Origin of the sequence: Micromonospora sp. NPDC049240, from assembly GCF_040647835.1 — a bacterium.
Lineage (GTDB): Bacteria > Actinomycetota > Actinomycetes > Mycobacteriales > Micromonosporaceae > Micromonospora.
The window spans coordinates 125,912-141,594 of the sequence record NZ_JBEZCX010000017.1 but is presented as its reverse complement, the minus strand read 5'-3'; the positions used below and the strand labels follow the sequence as shown (position 1 = coordinate 141,594).

Genomic DNA, 15,683 nt, shown 5'->3' with positions numbered 1-15,683 from the left:
CCGTAGTCGAAGCAGCAGCCGCTGTTGACGTGCGTGCCGCTGGTGACCATGTACATGCCCTCCGGCGCGCTGCCGGTCGGGACGCCGGTCAGGTGACCGTCGCGCCAGTAGCTGTTGCCGGGGTTGATGTAGAGCGAGTACGCCTTCGCGCCGCCGACGGTCAGCGCCTCGCTGGTCGCGGTGGCGGGCCGGCTGGAGGAGGATCCGGGGACCTGCGCGGAGCCCTGGTACCACAGGTCGTTGCCGCGTCCCGACTGGTCGTAGACGACCGTGATCACGCAGGTCGTACCGCCGCAGAACGCGTCCTGGCCGGCGGCGTCGGCGTAGCCGCCGGCGCCCAGCGCGCCGATGTTGCGGGTGGCGCTGTCCGACGAGCGACGGACCTGGTAGAGGTTGCCGCCGTACGCCGAGAACAGCGCGCGCGTGGTGCTGTGCGCCGCCACGCAGGGCGTGCCGCCCGCGGCGTAGATGTCACACGGCCGGCCGCCGGTCGGCGGCGGCGAGGTGGGCGGCGGGGACGACGGAGTGGTGGACGTGGTCCACCGCTGGTTGGCCTGGCCGTTGCAGGTCCAGAGGATCAGCTTGGTGCCGTTGGCGGTGCCGGCGGCGTTGGCGTCCAGGCAGAGCCCGGACTGCTGACCGGTGATGGTGCCGTCGCCGTTGACGGTCCACTGCTGGTTGGCCTGGCCGTTGCAGTCCCAGATGATCACGGCGGTGCCCGGGCTGGTGCCCCGGCCGTTGGCGTCCAGGCACTTGGTCCCGTAGACCGTGAACTGCCGCGCCGACGTGTAGGTCCAGTTCTGCGCCGCCGCGCCGGTGCAGTCGTACAACTGGACCTGGGTGCCGTTGGTGGTGCTGCCGTTCGGTACGTCCACGCAGCGCCCGGACTGCACGCCCACGACGGCGCCCGGCCCGGGGGCGGCGACCGCCGTCCGGGCCTGGGTGGTCAGGACGGCGCCGACGGCGGCCAGGGCGAGGGCGAGGGTGGCGACCAGCAGTCGTGGTCGTCCGGATCGGAGGGATCGGGGACGGGGGATGGCCATGACGGCTCCTCGGGTGCGCAGGCTCCGGGGCCGTCCGTACCGGCACGGAGCCTCACGGGTGGTGACCGTCGGTGAAGCGCTAACACCCGCTGCGCGCACTCGGCCGCCCGTGCGGCGCGCGAGGTGTCCGGCCCGGCACGAGGCGGCGCTTCCGGAGGTGCCTCGGTGGTGGCCTACCGGTCGCTGATGTTATCGCGAACATCGACGTGAGTAATTAGAACACATCGATGTCGCGACGGCGCGGCGAAGCGGGCCGGGGCGTTCGGGCCGGCGCTTCGGGCACGGCTCGGGCAGGCCACGGCCCGAGCCGTCGCCCGGATCGGTCGAGCGACCCGCCCGGCAGGCCCGGCGGACCGGCTCTCCGCCCTGGTCCGCGTCGGGCTCGCCACGCTCGTCACCCGGCGTACGCGGCGACTCCGCCTGGTGGCGTGACGGCGCTCAGCGCGTCCGCTTCGTCGCCCGCTTGCGCGGCGGGGTCAGCAGGTCGGCGATGGCGGCGATCGCGGACGGCACCACCCGGTAGTACGCCCAGACCCCGCGCTTCTCGCGTTCGAGCAGCCCGGCCTCGGTGAGGATGCGCAGGTGATGGCTCACCGTCGGCTGGGACAGCCCGAGCGGGGCGGTCAGGTCACTCACCGACGCCTCACCCTCCGGGGCGGACTGGATCAGACTGATCAGCCGCAGCCGAGCCGGGTCGGCGAACGCCTTCAGGACGCCCGCGAGGCGCTCGGCGTCGGCACGCTTGATCGGCTCACCGGTCAGCGGCGAGATGGACGGCATCGCTGTTTTCGCAGTTCCCACGCCCTCCATAGTCGCACCGACACCATCAATGGGACGGCAAAACCGCCGACCATCACCGGCGGTGAATCTCCGTGGGTCGGGCGGAGCGCCGGACGGGACCACACCCGAAGATCGGATGATCTAGTCTCAGCGTTCCACACCGGTCGATGAACACACACCGACATCTCCGGTGCTCCTGGCCGGTCGGCATCCCGCCCCTCGCGGCGGCTCGTCCCGCCTTGCCACGGACCCGACAATGGAACGACTGACGCTCACCAAGGCGTAGCGGGGGAGGGCACAGGTGAATCAGGCAGGCGAGCCGGCCCCGGCCGGGCCGGCTCCGGGCGCGTCGTCGCGGGCCGGCCGGATCCGCCAGCTCCGGCTGGTGGGGCTGGTGGTCGTGCTGGCCCTCCTCGCGGCGGCGTTGATCCCCATCGTGCTCCAGTTGGGCCCACCGACCCGCGACGACCTGATGGAGCGGGCCGGCCTCAAGGGCAAGGCGCAACTGCTCGTCGGCGTGAAGGACGACCAACCCGGCGTCTCCCAGCGACTGCCGAACGACGTCTGGAAGGGCTTCGACGTCGACATCGCCTACCTGATCGCCGGCTATCTCGGGTTCGACCGGTCCCAGGTGCGGTTCCTGCCGATGGAGAGCGAGGACCGGGCCCGCCGCCAGGCCCGGGACCGCGACGGCTTCGTCACGGTCGACATGGTGATCGCCTCCTACAGCATCACCAAGAAGCGGGAAGAGGAGGAGGGGGCGGTCTTCTCCGCGGCCTACCTGCAGACCGAGCAGTCGGTCGTGACGCTGGCCGGCGACAGGGGCCCGGTGAGCAGCCTGGAGGACCTGGCCGGCCGGACCGTCTGCACGTTGACCACCTCGACCGCCATTCCGCGCCTGCGGGAGGCTCGGGCCCGGCCGATCGGCCGGAACAAGATCAGTGAGTGCGTCCAGGAGCTGTACGACGGCAAGGTGGACGCGGTCAGCAGCGACGCGGCGATCCTCGCCGGCTTCGTCACCGGCGACCGGGCGGGCGACGAGGGCCAGCGCTTCCCGAGCCTGCTCCGGAACGCCAAGCCGCTGCGGCACTGGGACATCGGCGAGTCGGCCGCGGAGAAGTGGGGCGTCAACACCGGCCCGAACGAGGCGCTCCGCGACCTGGTGGACCTCGCGCTCGACGACTCGGCCACGAACCCGCGGAACTCGGCCTGGGAGCAGGCGTACGACGCCAACTTCCGCTGGCAGCAGCGTTTCAACCTCCCGCAGCCGGTCGCGGTACAGCAGCAGCCCGACCCCAGGAAGGTGGAGGTACGGCAGTGGCCGTGGGAGAGGATCGCACTGCCGGCCCCGGCATCCTCCGGATCACCGGCGGCCCGGGCAAGAGCGGCCGGCCCCGCCGGATGGCCGGGGCCCGGCAGGCGCAGCAGTGGCTGCTGACGCTCCTCCCCGCGTTCCCCGTCCTGCTCCTGGTGCTGCGGCTGTGGCAACTCAGCCGCCAGGACATGTCGACGATGCTGCTGCTGGTGCAGTACGTCAGCCCGCTGGGCCTGCTCAGCGCGCTGCTGATCGCGTTGGTCTGGGCCTTCCCACTGGTCGTGCTGATGTTCGGGGTGCTCGGCCGGCTGCTGCGGCTCAGCGCCCCGGAGCGTTTCGACCCGGACCGGTCGCTGCTCGCCTCCTGGACGGCGCGTACCCCCGGCTGGGTGGCCACCGCGGCGGTCGCGCTCGGCGCGCTCACCTGGCAGCTCCGCTTCCTGCCGACCCTGCTGATGCTGGCGCTCTGCCTGCTCGCGCTGCGTACCCGCTACCTGTATCCCGACCGGCCGAACCGGATCCTCCTGGTCAGCGTGGCGATCCCGCTGGCCGTGGCGGTGCTGGAGTACGCCGCGCTGGCCCCGGCCGCGTGGACGGCGCTGCACGTCGGTGAGCCGACCACCGCCGTGCTGCTGGTGGTGCCGCCCGCCGCCACCGTGCTGCTCACCGGCGCGATCCCCGGGTGGATCGCGCCGGCGGTCACCCACGGCCTGGCGTACGCGGTCGCGGCCGTGCTGCCGCTGGTGACCGGCGCGGTCTTCCTGGCGGCGCCGGTGCTGCCCACCACCGCGGTCGAGGTCGCCCCACCGGCCTCCGAGACCGCGACGGGGGACGGCGAGGTCGCCTCGGAGGTGGTGCTCGGCGCGCTGATCACCGTCACCGACACCTCGACGATCATGCTGGACCGGGCGGCCGTCGTCCGGTTCCTGCCCAACGACCACGTGCGTTCGCAGGTTCTCTGCCCGCAGGCCCGACCGGTGCCGTACAGCGTGGTGACGGTGCACGGCTGGCCGGTGGAGGAGACCGTGCTCGACTGGATGATGCTCCGGCGGCCGGTCACCGTGCAGGACGTTCGCTGCGACGGCCGGCTCCCCGCCGGGGACCAGCGCGGCCGGGCCCCGCGTTAGCGGTCGGCCCGTCCCCATGGCGGCGACCGGCGGTCAGGTGCGGCGCAGCACCAGGGTCGCGAAACCCAGCAGGTTGCGGTAACCGCGCAACCACCCGTCCCGGTGCGCCCGGGCGACCGTGAGCGCCTCGGCGGCGTCGGGGTGGCCGGGGTTGTCGAGCGCCCACTCGGTGAGCGAGCCGACCCACGACCATTCGTAGTTGTCCCACTCGGCGGCGTCGCTGAGGTGCGCGTACACCGGGGTCCACTCGGCCTCCTCGGCGGCGTCCACCAGGCCGGCGAGGTCGGTGTGGTCCTCCGGTTTCGCGTCCAGCGCGGCCAGCGCCTCCGGCGTCGGCGGCGCCTGCCAGAAAACCTCACCCACCAGCAGGATCCCGTCCGGGTTCACGTGCCGGCCGGCGGCCCGCAGCGTCCCGGCGAAACCGTCGAAGATGTGCGTCGAACCCACGCACAGCACCAGGTCGTAGTCGCCGTCCGGCACGTAGGCCCGCGCGTCGCGTTCGTGCAGCGTCAGCCGGTCGGCGAGGCCGCGCGTCTCGGCCGCCGCGGCGGCGTGTTCGAGCGCGTGGTGGCTGACGTCGACGCCGTCGGCGTGGCCGTCCGGATAGTGGGCGAGGGCCTGCATGGCCCAGGCCGCCCGCCCGCAGCCGAGGTCGAGGATGCGCGCCGCCGGCCGCCGGTCCGCCCGGCGCAGGAGCCGGTTGACGTTGACGCCGGAGACCGGCGCCGCGATCGGGTGGTGCGAGTGCGCGATGTCGCTGAGTCGTTGACGATCCACGGTTGACAGTGAACACCACCGGACCGCTGCGCCGGATCACGCTCCGAGGCCGGGCCGGACGTCAGGCGGTCGGGTCGGGGTGCGGCCGGAACCGGCGCGCGAAGCGGCGGGTCGTGACCGCGACCGTGACGACGGCGACGCCGGCGACGAGGGCGCCGGCGGCGATGTCGCCGGGGTAGTGCACGCCGGTCCAGACCCGGGCGAAGCCGACGACCACCGCCAGGATCGTGAGCACCGCTCCCCAGCGCCGTGACAGGAAGACGCCGACCGCGAGGGCCAGGGTGAACGCGGCGGTGGCGTGGTCGCTGGGCAGCGACGGACCGGTCGCGTGCGGGATCAACTGGTGCACGTGGTGGTTCTGGAACGGCCGTACCTCGGTGCTGAGCGCGGCGGTCACCCGGCCCAGCGCGAACGCGAGCGCGAGCGCGGCGAGCACGCGCGCCACGGCGCCGGCGGCCGGCCGGCCGGCGCGGACCACCGGCACCACCGCCAACGCCCCCAGGACGTAGATCAACCATACCGCCGCCCACTCGAACGCGTCGTCGACGGCGTCGACCCGCCCCGCCCCGGCGTTGATCATCTGGAACAGGTGGTAGTTCACGACGCCACCGCCCCTCCTCGGCTGCCCGACCCGTCTCCGGGTGGCTTCCACGCTCGCACGCGGGCGTCGCCGGAGGCCGGGAAAGTGCCGAATTCCGCACGCCGTCGTGGCGGTGCCCGACGCCAAGCCGCCACCAAGTGAGCGCCAGGTGCGGCGATCGAGGCTCGGCGCACGACATCCACCGAGCGGGCCGCTGACCGCAGCGGCCGGAGGAGACCATGGACACGACCGATTCCGAGACCGGACCGAACCTCGTCGGCTTCCGGATCAACCACCGCACGATGCGCGCCGACACCCGGCGACTCGCCGACCTGTCGGACCGGGTGGCCGCCGGCCTGATCACCTACGACCGTCGTCGGGCGCGGGCGCTGCGGACGTACGTGTGGCTGCTCTGCGCCGGCATCCACCACCACCATCGGATGGAGGACGAGGTCCTCTGGCCGGTGCTGGAACGCTCGGCCGCCGCCGAGATCGACCTGCGCGAGCTGAGCGACGACCACGCCTCGCTGGACCCGGTGCTGGACGAGGTACGCGCGGCCGTGGACGACCTGTGCTCCGTGTTCGCCCCCGGTGGGCCGGCGGAGCACCGGGTACGCACCGCCGCGCGGCGGCTCGCCACCGCCCTCGCCCAACTGCGCGACGCCCTCGACGAGCACATCGAGGAGGAGGAACGGCTGATCTTCCCGGTGATCCGCCGGTACGTCAGCGTGGCCGACTGGGACACCGTGGAACGGGCCGTCCGCAAGGGCGGCGCGCTGCGTTTCGAGCTGCCCCGCATCGAGCGGTACGCCGAGCCCGCCGAGCTGGACGAGCTGAAGCGGATCGCCGGACCGGTGCTGCGGCTGACGCTCGCGGCGGTGCGACCGGGCTTCCGGCGACGGGAGGCGCGGGTCTTCGGCGGGTGAGCGACCGGCTCACGCCGCCACCGGCACGTACGCCGACTCGTCGCTCCACGGCACGGCGCCGACCGCGCGGGCCAGCCGGAGCCCGGCGTCCCGGTGCGCGGCGGCCGCCACCGGGTCGCCGAGCGCGGCGGCCAGCTCGGCGAGCGTCTGGTCCACCGGCCCGAGCGAGATCGACCCGCACTCCAACCCGGCGAAGCGGCCGGCCCACGGCGACAGCTCCCGGTAGCAGCGCCGGGCGGCCGGCACGTCGCCGAGCCGGGCGGCGACCTGACCACGCACCGTCATCCAGTACAGCCAGAGGTAGTCCGGACGGATCGGGGCCCGGGGCCGCCAGACGGCCCGCGCCCCGGCGTGGTCCCCGGCGGAGAGCAGCGCGTGGGCCAGCACGTCGTGGGCGTCGTCCGGCACCCGCGCGTGCACCTGCCGCAGCTCGTCGACCACCTCGTGCCCGCGCCCGGCGACGGTCAGCGCGGTGAACCGGCCCATCAGCCCCATCGCCGCCGCGTTCGGGCCGCCGACCCGGCTCATCCGGTCGCTGATCTCCGCGTAGCGGCGCGACGCCTCGTCGAGGTCGCCCCGGAACAGCGCGCAGAGGCCGGTGAACCAGCCCATGACGGCCAGGATCAGGCCGAGCTGGCCGGTGGTGGCCTGCTCGACCGCCCGGTCGACGTGGTGCCGGGCCCGGTCGAAGTCGGCCTCGGCGAGCGCGGCCTGATAGAGGATGTGGTGAGCCTCGCAGCGGTACGCGGTGAGGCCGGCGGCCTCGGCCGTCGCCAACAGCTCCCGGCCCACCTCGGGCAGCTCGGCGCGGTGCGCGGGAGCGACGGTGACGAAGTAGCGGGCGTTGAGCGCGCGGCAGAGCACGGCCGGGTCGTCCTGCCGGCGGGCCAGCGCGAGGCCCTCCCGGGTGACCTCGTCGGCGCGCTCCTGGTCGGCGCCCTCGATCTCGAACGCCAGCACGCTCAGCAGCCGGGACCGCAGCGCCGGACGGTCGTCGCCGACCCGGGACAGTTCCTGCTCCAACAGCCGGACCAGGGCTTCGTCCACCAGGCGGTCCGGCCGGATGGTCCAGGTGACCGGGGCGTCGAAACAGGTGAGCGCCGCGTGGACGGCCCCCGGATCGCCGGTGCCGGTGGCCAGCCGTACCGCCTCGGCGCGGGCGGCGCGGGCGGTGAGCACGTCACCGGCGAGCGCGCCGGCGGTGGCCAGACTGCGGTGCAGGTCGAGGCGGGTCCGGACCGTGGTCGCCGGCGCCAGGTCGACCGCGCGCAACGCGCCGGCCCAGAGCGCGGCGGCCTCCCGCGGCGCGCCCAGGTCGCCGGCGCGGCGGGCCGCGGCGGCGAGGTGGCCGATCGCGTCGGCCGCGGTGGCCGGGGTGAGGGCCGCGAGCGCGTGCCGCCCCATCGCGGCCACGTCGTCGACGTGCCGATCCCGCAGCACGTCGAGGACGCGGCTGTGGATGCGGGTGCGCCGCAGCAGCGGGACGCTGTGGTAGAGCGCGTCCCGCATCAGGGCGTGCGCGAACCGCACCCGGCCCGGCGCGGGCTCGACGAGCAGGCCGGCGGTCACCCCGGCCTCCAGCCCGTCGAGGACCTGGTCCTCCGGGCCGCCGTCGACCGCGAGCAGGGTGTCGATGTCGGCGGTCTCGCCTAGGACCGCGGCCTGCCGCAGCACCGTCCGCGCGCCGGCCGGCAACCGCGCCAGCCGCCGCGCCAGCACGTGACCCAGGCCGGCGGGGACGCCGTCCAGCGCCGCCGCCGGCCCTTCGGCCGCGATCAGCTTCGCCAGCTCGATGGTGAACAGCGGATTGCCCGCCGCGCGGTCCCGGACGGTACGCAGCAGCTCGGTGTCGGTGCTGTCCACGCCGTAGCGGCGCAGCAGTTCGCCGACGGCGTCCGCGTCGAGGCCGCCCAGCTCGCATTCGACGGCCGGTACGCCGGCCAGCGCGGCCCGCGCCACGGTGAGGTCGTCGGTCACCTCGTCCGGCCGGTACGTCGCCACCACCAGGACCGGCGCCCCGGCGAGTGCGGCGGCGAGGTGGCGGAGGATGCGCAGCGTCTCGCCGTCGGCGCGGTGGACGTCCTCGACCAGCAGGAGCAGCGGGCCGTGACCGGCCAACCGGGACAGGTAGGCGGCCAGCGCCTGCCGGAGGTGGAACTCGTCGTACTCCCCGCGGGCGCCGGCCGACGTGCCGGTCTCCAACAGCAGGCGCAGCCCGTGGGTCTCCGCCTCGTCGAGCGGGAGATGGCGGCGGGCGGCGGTGACCACCTCGTGCCAGGCCCAGGCCGGCGGTGCGCCCTCCACCTGCGGGCAGGTCCCGGTCACCGGACGCCAGCCGTTGACGGCGAGCGTGTCGGCGAGGTGCTGCGCCAGCGTCGACTTCCCCGCGCCCGCCTCGGCGCCCACCCAGCAGATGCCGAGGCCGGTCCGGGCGGCGCGGGCCGCCGCGGCGCGCAACCGGGCCAACTCGGCCGTCCGGCCCAGCGGTCGCTCCGGGCGCGCCCCGGCGGTCGCGGCGGGAGCGGACGTCGCGACCGCCCCGGCAACGGTCTCCGGCCCGGTGACAGCCCTCGGTCCGGTGACGGCCGCCGGCCCGGCGACGGCGGCGGGCCGGGTGGCGACTGCGGTGGGCGCCTCCAGCCGTGGACTCTGCCGCAGCAGGTCCGTCTCCAGGTCCCGCAGCTCACGGCTGGGATCGATGCCCAACTGCTCGGCCAGCACGGCGCGCACCGCGCGCAGCACCTCCAGCGCGTCCGCCTGCCGGCCGAGGCGGTACAGCGCGACCGCGAGCAGCATGGCGGCCCGTTCCCGCAGCGGGTGCTCCCGTACGTGCGGATCGAGGTCGAGCACCACCTCGCCCGGGCGGCCCAGGTCGAGCAGCAGTTTCGCCCGCTGCTCGACGGCGTTCAGCCGCAGCCGGCCCAGCCGCTCGCGTTCCCGGTCCGCCCACGGCTCGCCGGCGAACTCGGCGTACGGCGTGCCGCCGTCCCAGCAGGCGAGCGCCGTCTCCAGGTCGGCGACCGCCGCGGCGGGCCGGTCGACGGCGGCCGGGGTCGCCGCCCGCAGCCGCGACTCGAAGCGCCAGGCGTCCACGTCGGTCACCGGCAGCCGCAGGGCGTAACCGGGGGCGACGGTGACCAGGATCCGGGCCGGGGCGCGGGACGGACGGTCCGGTTCCAGCGCCCGGCGCAGGTTCGACACGTACACCTGAAGCGCCGCCTGGGCCCGTGGCGGCGGGTCCGCGGACCACAGGTCGTCCACCAGCCGGTCGACCGACACCGCGTGACCGCCGCCGGCGACGAGCCGGGCCAGCACCGCGCGCTGCCGAGGCGCGCCGAGGTCGATCGCGGCGCCGCCGTGGAGGGCCCGCACCGGACCGAGCACGCCGATCGTCGTCACGCCGTGACCCTAACCGGACCGGTCCGTCGTGGAGATCATCCATCCGACAGTCCCGGCCGGTACGCCAAGCGCGCGTTAAGCACCCGCCAACTCCGGTCCGGCTCGATGGAGGCCGCATCGCGCCCCGCGACCGCGGGGCGTCGGAGAAGGGACATCCATGAGAACCAAGAAGGGCCGCCCACACCGGTGGCTCGCCGCGGTGACCGGTGTCGGCCTGGTCGTCGGGCTGGCCGGGCCGGCGGTCGCCGCCGACCCGGTCACCTACGACGAGCAGGCCGTGCACCACGCCCTCTTCGCGGCCGTCGTCCAGGTCCGCGAGGGTGGCACCCCGGGCCTGACCGACGCCGTGCTCGCCGCCGAACTCAGCGACTGGCGCGCCACCCACCCGACCGCCGACGCCGCCGCCGTCGGCGCCCACCTGACCGCCGTCACCGCCCTCGTCGGGCAGGCCGTCACCGCGTCCGACGAGTCACCCGGCAAGCTCCACCTGCTCGGCGCGGCCGTGGAGAAACTCGCCGGCAGCGGCGAGGCGCGGCTCGGCGGCCCGGCGGTCCGGGGGCTGCTGCGCAGCACGACAGGTGAGGAACTCGGCGGGATCGTGCCGCCGATCGAGCAGATCCGCAGCGGCACGCAGGACCACATGTGGGAGATGCTGTCGCGGAGCGCGATCGGCCAGGTCTGGGCCGGGCTGCACACCCGGGCCGCCTCCGACGCCGTCCTCGCCGAGGTCTGGAACAGCGCGGTCGGCACCCGGCTCGGCGTACGCCTGGACACCCCGGCGGACGAGCTGGCGCAACTGCCCGACCTGACCGGCCACCTCGACCTTCCGGCGATCACCGCGAAGCGGTACGACAAGGACGCCTACCGGGCGGAGATCCAGACGCAGCTCGACGCCGCGCTCGCCGCGCTGCGGGCGCGGTCGGCGGCCGCGGTGACCGACGCGGTGGCCCAGTCCGACCGCTTCCCGATCGGCGGGCCGGACAAGCCGACAGCCACCGACGAGGCCGCCGCCAAGGCCAAGGCGGAGGCCGACCGCAAGCTCAACGAGAAGCTCGGTCAGGCCGTCACCGTGCTCGGCAAGCTCGCCGGGATGGTGGACAAGCAGTTCGGCCGGCAGATCGAGACCATCGCCAAGGCCGTGGTCGGCGCCATCTCGGCCATCACCACCTACACCGCGGCCATCTCGGCCGCCGGGATCACCACCGCGGCGCTGGCCATGTCCACGTTCACGCTGGTCGGTGGCCTGGTGGGGGCCGCGATGATCCTGCTTCCGCTGTTCACCTCCGGCGGCGGGGCCGACGACGCCACCGGTGCGCAGATCGCGGCGCTGCGGGACCAGATCAACCGGCTCGCGGCGGGCATGGACAAGCGGTTCGACCGGATCGAGAAGATGCTCGGCGTGATGTACGACGCGCTGAGCGCCCAGCTCACCGCGCTCGCCCGGGACCTCGCCGAGGTACGCGCCCAGTTGACCGTCATCGCCGGGCAGCTCATCGTGCTCGACCAGCGGGTCGACGGGCTCGCGCTGGCCAGCCAGGCGGCGTTCGAGCAGATCGCCCAGCAGCCGCTGCGGACCAGCGTCGACCGGTACGTGCACCGTGAGGCGCGCACCGGCTCGGCGATCGACTCCTTCGCGACGTACTTCGACCAGGGCGACTCGCCGACCCGGACGTTCGCGGTCGACTCGGCGCGGCAGGCGCCCCACGTCGTGCCGGTCGGCACCTCGCTGGCCGACCCGGTGTCGACGGTCGGTCTCCACCTGCCGGCCGGCGCGATCGACTACCTGGCCCAGTGGGCGGGCGCCCGGGGCATCGCGCTGACCCCCGCCCCCGGCGACGCGCCGGCCGGTGGCGTGGCGAACCCGTCGGCGTGGCTGCTGGGCGCCCGCGCGAATCTGATCCTGCAACTGCAGAACCCGCAGTACGCCGCCCAGGTCGGCGCGGCCGAGACGCAGAGCACGATCGCCGCCGGTGACGCGGTGAACCGTCGGGTGCGGCAGTTCAGCGCCCCGGCCGCGGACGGCGGCACCAACGCGCTGTTCCAGCGCCTCATGGCCGACTACCGGTCGGCCACGGGCCAGTGGAAGGCGGCCCTCGACGAGGTCGGCCGGGCGGTGCGCTGGGTGGAGACCGACCGCGACTACGACATGTGGGGCAGCGTCGACCAGGACGTCCCGGCGGCGGGCCGGATCGCGGACGTGGCCAGGATGCCGTTCTGCGGACAGGCCGGGGGCGTCACCACGCCGAGCCGGGTCAACCGGTCGGCGCTGCCGAACGTCTACCACCTCGCCACCTACGCGATGGCGCCCGCGCACCGGCCGGAGCTGCGCTCCTGCCTGGACGCCGACTTCGTCAACGTGGAGGTGATCGACGGGCCGCGCACCCAGCGGACCAACGCCGACCTGCAACTGGTGGTGCGGCAGCAGGCCAAGTGGCTGGGCGGCGACTGGCAGGACGTGCGGACCGTGACGTGGAAGACGCACCTGATCGACGTCTGCCTGTGGGACCAGCGGGCCAACCCGCCGACCGGCTACTGCCGGGAGCCCGACTACTACGTCAACCAGAAGTGGGACTCGACGTACCGGCCGGCGTTGGACAACAGCGGGACGGTGGTGGAGAACCCGGCCGCGGTGGCGTTGGCGCGTACCAAGACGCGGGCCATGCTCACCGGTAAGCAGCGCTACTTCTACCGGGTGGCGGCGCTCGGCACCGGTGTCGACCGGCCGGCGGCCGGCACCTGGTCGGTCTCCCAGCAACTGTGGGACGCCGGGAAGAAGGTCTCCGACACGGTCCGAATGCTCCAGATCTTCTCCGAGCTGGGCTGGTCCTCGGCGTTGGACCGGGACGACGTGCTGCACGGTCAACTCTTCGGCGACCGGTCCCTGCCGGCGGACTACCGCCTGCCACGCAGCCAGGACAGCTACAACACCGGATCGCTGCACCTGTTCAACGCCTACCAGCGGGCGTTGGCGAACTACGCCACCTGCGCCCAGACCCTCGACTGGGACCCCTGTCAGGGCGACGTCTCCGGGCTCGACCCGATGCGGGGACAGGAACGGTTCACCGCCGGGTGCGCCACCGCTCCGGCGACCGAGGCCCCCGACGACCCGCTCGGCTCCTGCGTGCTGCGGGCCGGGACGGTGGGCGTCGACAGCCTGGCCGAGCGGTACGCCTACTGGTCCGGCCGGATCAAGGCCGGTAGCCACCAGGAGGGCCTGGCGACGGTGCGGACCGTGCTGGGCCTGCTGCGGGCGACGAACGTCAGCGTGCACGCGAGCTGACCCGGATCCGGCCCGAGGGCGTATCGCCGTGGTGCGCCCTCGGACCGGCGGGTATCGACGATTATGGTGGTTCGTCCACGCGGGACATCACGCCGCCCCCGGCGAACATAGCCTGGCCGCGCCGGAACTTCTTGCCGGCGTTGCCAGTGGACGAACGGGGGAACAGGCCGTGAGAGGACGCCGAAGGCGCCCGGGCGGGACGACACTACGTGCCGTCGACACGTTCGACGCGGACCGGGTGAGCGTCTCCACCGAGGGCGTCTCCCCGCCGGCCCAGTGCGACGCCGACCGCGGCACCGGCGGGGCCGTCGACGAGGTCCGGTTGTTGCAGTCGCCGTCGGGGTGGACGGTCGACGGGCGGACGCTGACCGCGTTCCAGCCCGGTACGGAGTACACCGCCTCCGCCTTCGACAGCGGGCAGGGCACCGTGCCGGTCCGCTTCACGCTGGCGGAGCTGGCCGCGCTGCCGCCGGATCAGGTGCTCGTCGGCGAGCCCGGCGGCAAGCGGAAGGCGGTCACCGAGGACGCGTTCCGCCGCGCGGCGAAGAAGTCCTGCTGAGGGCGGAGGAGTGCCGGTCGGGGCCCGGACGGGCTTCGTCCGGCACTCGTTCGCGGTCAGACGGTGATGACGACCTTCGCGCGGGCGTGTCCGCCTTCCAGATGGCGGATGGCGGCGGGCACCTCCGCGAGCGGATAGGTGCGGTCGACGACCGGCGTGAGGTGGCCGGCTTCGGCGTGGGCGCGTAGCGCGTCGAGGTGTTGCCGGCCGGGTGTCGTGGCGAGGACGACGAGGCGGTGCCGGATGAGCGGCGCCACCAGCCGGCCACGCGTGAGCAGCCAGACCGGTCCGACGAGGTGGCCGCCGCGGTAGACGCCGCCGCCGGAGAGCACCAGCGTCCCGGTCGGGGTCAGCGCACGCCGCAGCGCGGTGAGCGAGCGGTTGCCGACCAGGTCGAACACGACGTCGTGGCGGCGCGGGTCGCGGGTGAAGTCGTCGCGGGTGTAGTCGATCACGTGATCGGCGCCGAGCGCGCGGACCAGGTCGACGTTTCGGGTGCTGCAGACCGCGGTCACGGTCGCGCCGAACGCCTTGGCCAGTTGGACGGCCAGGGTGCCGACTCCGCCGGAGGCGCCGTTGACCAGGACACGCTGCCCGGGTTGGACCCGCCCGGCGTCGCGCAGCCCCAGCAGCGCGGTGGTGCCGGCCAGGGGCAGCGCCGCCGCCTGCTGCGGTGTCAGGTTCGCCGGCGCCGGTGCGACCAGGACCTCGGATACGCACACGTACTCCGCGAACGCGCCGTTGGCGTCGCCGAGGTCGCCGTAGACCGGGTCACCCACGCGCACCTGCCGCACGTCGGCGCCGACGGCCTCGACCCGGCCGGCGAAGTCCCGTCCCCGGATGCGGGCCCGGGGCCGCGTGCGCCCCATCGCCAGTCGCGCCAGCCACGGGTCGCCGCGCGTGGCGTGCCAGTCGTACGCGTTGAGCGCGGCGGCCTCGACCCGCACCCGCACCTGGTCGGCGGTGGGTTGCGGCACCGGAACGTCCGCCAGCGTGAGCGTCTCTGGCGGGCCGTACCGGTCCTGGACGATCGCCTTCATCGTGCCTCCTTGGTGTACGCCGTACACCTATGGTCGGTGTACGGCGTACACCTGTCAAGACGGTTAGGGTTCAACCACCGCCGCCGGGAGCGAGGACGAGATGGCTGAGCAGGCCGACGTGGCGCGCCGGGCGCCACTGAGCAGGGCACGGATCCTGCGGACCGCCGTCGCGCTCGCCGACGAGGCCGGCATCGCCGCCCTCAGCATGCGTAACCTCGCCCAGGAGTTGGGCGTCGTGCCGATGGCCCTCTACAAGCACGTGGCCAACAAGGACGAACTGCTCGACGGCATGATCGACGCGGTCGTCGCCGAGATCGACCCGCCGGCCGCCGACGGCGACTGGAAACACACGATCCGCCGACGCGTGCTCTCCGCGCGACAGATGCTCCGCCGCCACCCCTGGGCGTCGCTGGCGATCGAGACGCGCGACACCGCGACGCCCGGCGTGCTGGCCTACCTCGACTCCATGGTCGGGGCGTTCCGGGCCGGCGGGTTCTCCGTCGACCTGGCGCACCACGTGATGCACGCGATGGGCAGCCGGATCCTCGGCTTCAGCCAGGAACTGTTCGACGCGTCCCGGCGTGCCGGCCGGTCCGGCACGTCCGAGCCCGAGCCGCCGGCCGCGTTCCCGCCGGAGGCCGCCGCGCGGTTCCCGCACCTCGCCGAGGTGGCCGGGGCGGCGTCCCACGAGGACGGATCGGTGGTCGGTTCGGGCTGCGACGACCAGTTCGAGTTCGAGTTCGCGCTGGACCTGCTGCTGGACGGCGTCGAACGGCTGCACCGGCAGGGCTGGACGTCCGCGGATTCAGGAGTGTCGTCCACGGCGGCTCGGGTTCTGCCCCGCTGAAGAGCAGGTC

12 protein-coding genes are annotated in these 15,683 nt (G+C 74.2%); 6 read left to right on the top strand and 6 right to left on the bottom strand.

Features of this window, described 5'->3' with window-relative positions:
* A partial coding sequence (locus AB0B02_RS24825) for an arabinofuranosidase catalytic domain-containing protein (RefSeq protein ID WP_357303978.1) occupies positions 1–1,043 on the bottom strand: 1,043 nt, incomplete at its 3' end.
* A 438-nt stretch (positions 1,044–1,481) separates the two neighbouring features.
* Positions 1,482–1,853, bottom strand: a complete 372-nt coding sequence (locus tag AB0B02_RS24820; protein ID WP_107156381.1) for a metalloregulator ArsR/SmtB family transcription factor — start codon at positions 1,851–1,853, stop codon at positions 1,482–1,484.
* Between the two features lie 271 nt (positions 1,854–2,124).
* Here AB0B02_RS24820 and AB0B02_RS24815 point away from each other — a divergent pair, with 271 nt between their 5' ends.
* Positions 2,125–3,261, top strand: a complete 1,137-nt coding sequence (locus tag AB0B02_RS24815) for a transporter substrate-binding domain-containing protein (RefSeq protein WP_357303974.1) — start codon at positions 2,125–2,127, stop codon at positions 3,259–3,261.
* On the top strand, positions 3,225–4,265 hold the full coding sequence (locus AB0B02_RS24810; protein WP_281934891.1) for a hypothetical protein: 1,041 nt from the start codon (positions 3,225–3,227) through the stop codon (positions 4,263–4,265). The genes AB0B02_RS24815 and AB0B02_RS24810 overlap by 37 nt, the downstream gene beginning before the upstream one ends.
* 33 nt (positions 4,266–4,298) lie before the next feature.
* Here AB0B02_RS24810 and AB0B02_RS24805 read toward each other — a convergent pair whose 3' ends face one another.
* A complete protein-coding gene (locus AB0B02_RS24805; protein ID WP_357303971.1) occupies positions 4,299–5,042 on the bottom strand; it encodes a class I SAM-dependent methyltransferase in 744 nt (247 codons plus the stop codon).
* Positions 5,043–5,103: 61 nt separating this feature from the next.
* Complete coding sequence (locus AB0B02_RS24800) at positions 5,104–5,643, bottom strand: phosphatase PAP2 family protein (protein WP_281934889.1); 540 nt, start codon at positions 5,641–5,643, stop codon at positions 5,104–5,106.
* Positions 5,644–5,861: 218 nt separating this feature from the next.
* Between AB0B02_RS24800 and AB0B02_RS24795 the strand changes: the two genes are divergently transcribed.
* Positions 5,862–6,548, top strand: a complete 687-nt coding sequence (locus AB0B02_RS24795; protein ID WP_281934888.1) for a hemerythrin domain-containing protein — start codon at positions 5,862–5,864, stop codon at positions 6,546–6,548.
* Positions 6,549–6,557: 9 nt separating this feature from the next.
* Here the strand turns inward: AB0B02_RS24795 and AB0B02_RS24790 are convergent, their stop codons facing one another.
* Entirely contained in the window at positions 6,558–9,947 is a 3,390-nt protein-coding gene (locus tag AB0B02_RS24790) for a BTAD domain-containing putative transcriptional regulator (protein ID WP_357303966.1), read from the bottom strand.
* A gap of 157 nt (positions 9,948–10,104) precedes the next feature.
* Between AB0B02_RS24790 and AB0B02_RS24785 the strand changes: the two genes are divergently transcribed.
* A complete protein-coding gene (locus AB0B02_RS24785) occupies positions 10,105–13,227 on the top strand; it encodes a hypothetical protein (RefSeq protein WP_357303963.1) in 3,123 nt (1,040 codons plus the stop codon).
* A gap of 169 nt (positions 13,228–13,396) precedes the next feature.
* On the top strand, positions 13,397–13,786 hold the full coding sequence (locus AB0B02_RS24780; RefSeq protein WP_357303960.1) for a hypothetical protein: 390 nt from the start codon (positions 13,397–13,399) through the stop codon (positions 13,784–13,786).
* A gap of 56 nt (positions 13,787–13,842) precedes the next feature.
* On the opposite strand, the gene AB0B02_RS24775 is transcribed toward AB0B02_RS24780, so the two are convergent.
* On the bottom strand, positions 13,843–14,826 hold the full coding sequence (locus AB0B02_RS24775) for an NAD(P)-dependent alcohol dehydrogenase (protein ID WP_357303957.1): 984 nt from the start codon (positions 14,824–14,826) through the stop codon (positions 13,843–13,845).
* Positions 14,827–14,926: 100 nt separating this feature from the next.
* Between AB0B02_RS24775 and AB0B02_RS24770 the strand changes: the two genes are divergently transcribed.
* Positions 14,927–15,673, top strand: a complete 747-nt coding sequence (locus AB0B02_RS24770) for a TetR/AcrR family transcriptional regulator C-terminal domain-containing protein (RefSeq protein WP_281934881.1) — start codon at positions 14,927–14,929, stop codon at positions 15,671–15,673.
* Positions 15,674–15,683 lie beyond the last annotated feature (10 nt).

Coding starts and splice junctions, on each gene's coding strand:
- AB0B02_RS24775 (WP_357303957.1), bottom strand. CDS start 14,826: ATGAAGGCGATCGTCCAGGACCGGTACGGCCCGCCAGAGACGCTCACG.
- AB0B02_RS24810 (WP_281934891.1), top strand. CDS start 3,225: ATGGCCGGGGCCCGGCAGGCGCAGCAGTGGCTGCTGACGCTCCTCCCC.
- AB0B02_RS24795 (WP_281934888.1), top strand. CDS start 5,862: ATGGACACGACCGATTCCGAGACCGGACCGAACCTCGTCGGCTTCCGG.
- AB0B02_RS24785 (WP_357303963.1), top strand. CDS start 10,105: ATGAGAACCAAGAAGGGCCGCCCACACCGGTGGCTCGCCGCGGTGACC.
- AB0B02_RS24770 (WP_281934881.1), top strand. CDS start 14,927: ATGGCTGAGCAGGCCGACGTGGCGCGCCGGGCGCCACTGAGCAGGGCA.
- AB0B02_RS24820 (WP_107156381.1), bottom strand. CDS start 1,853: ATGGAGGGCGTGGGAACTGCGAAAACAGCGATGCCGTCCATCTCGCCG.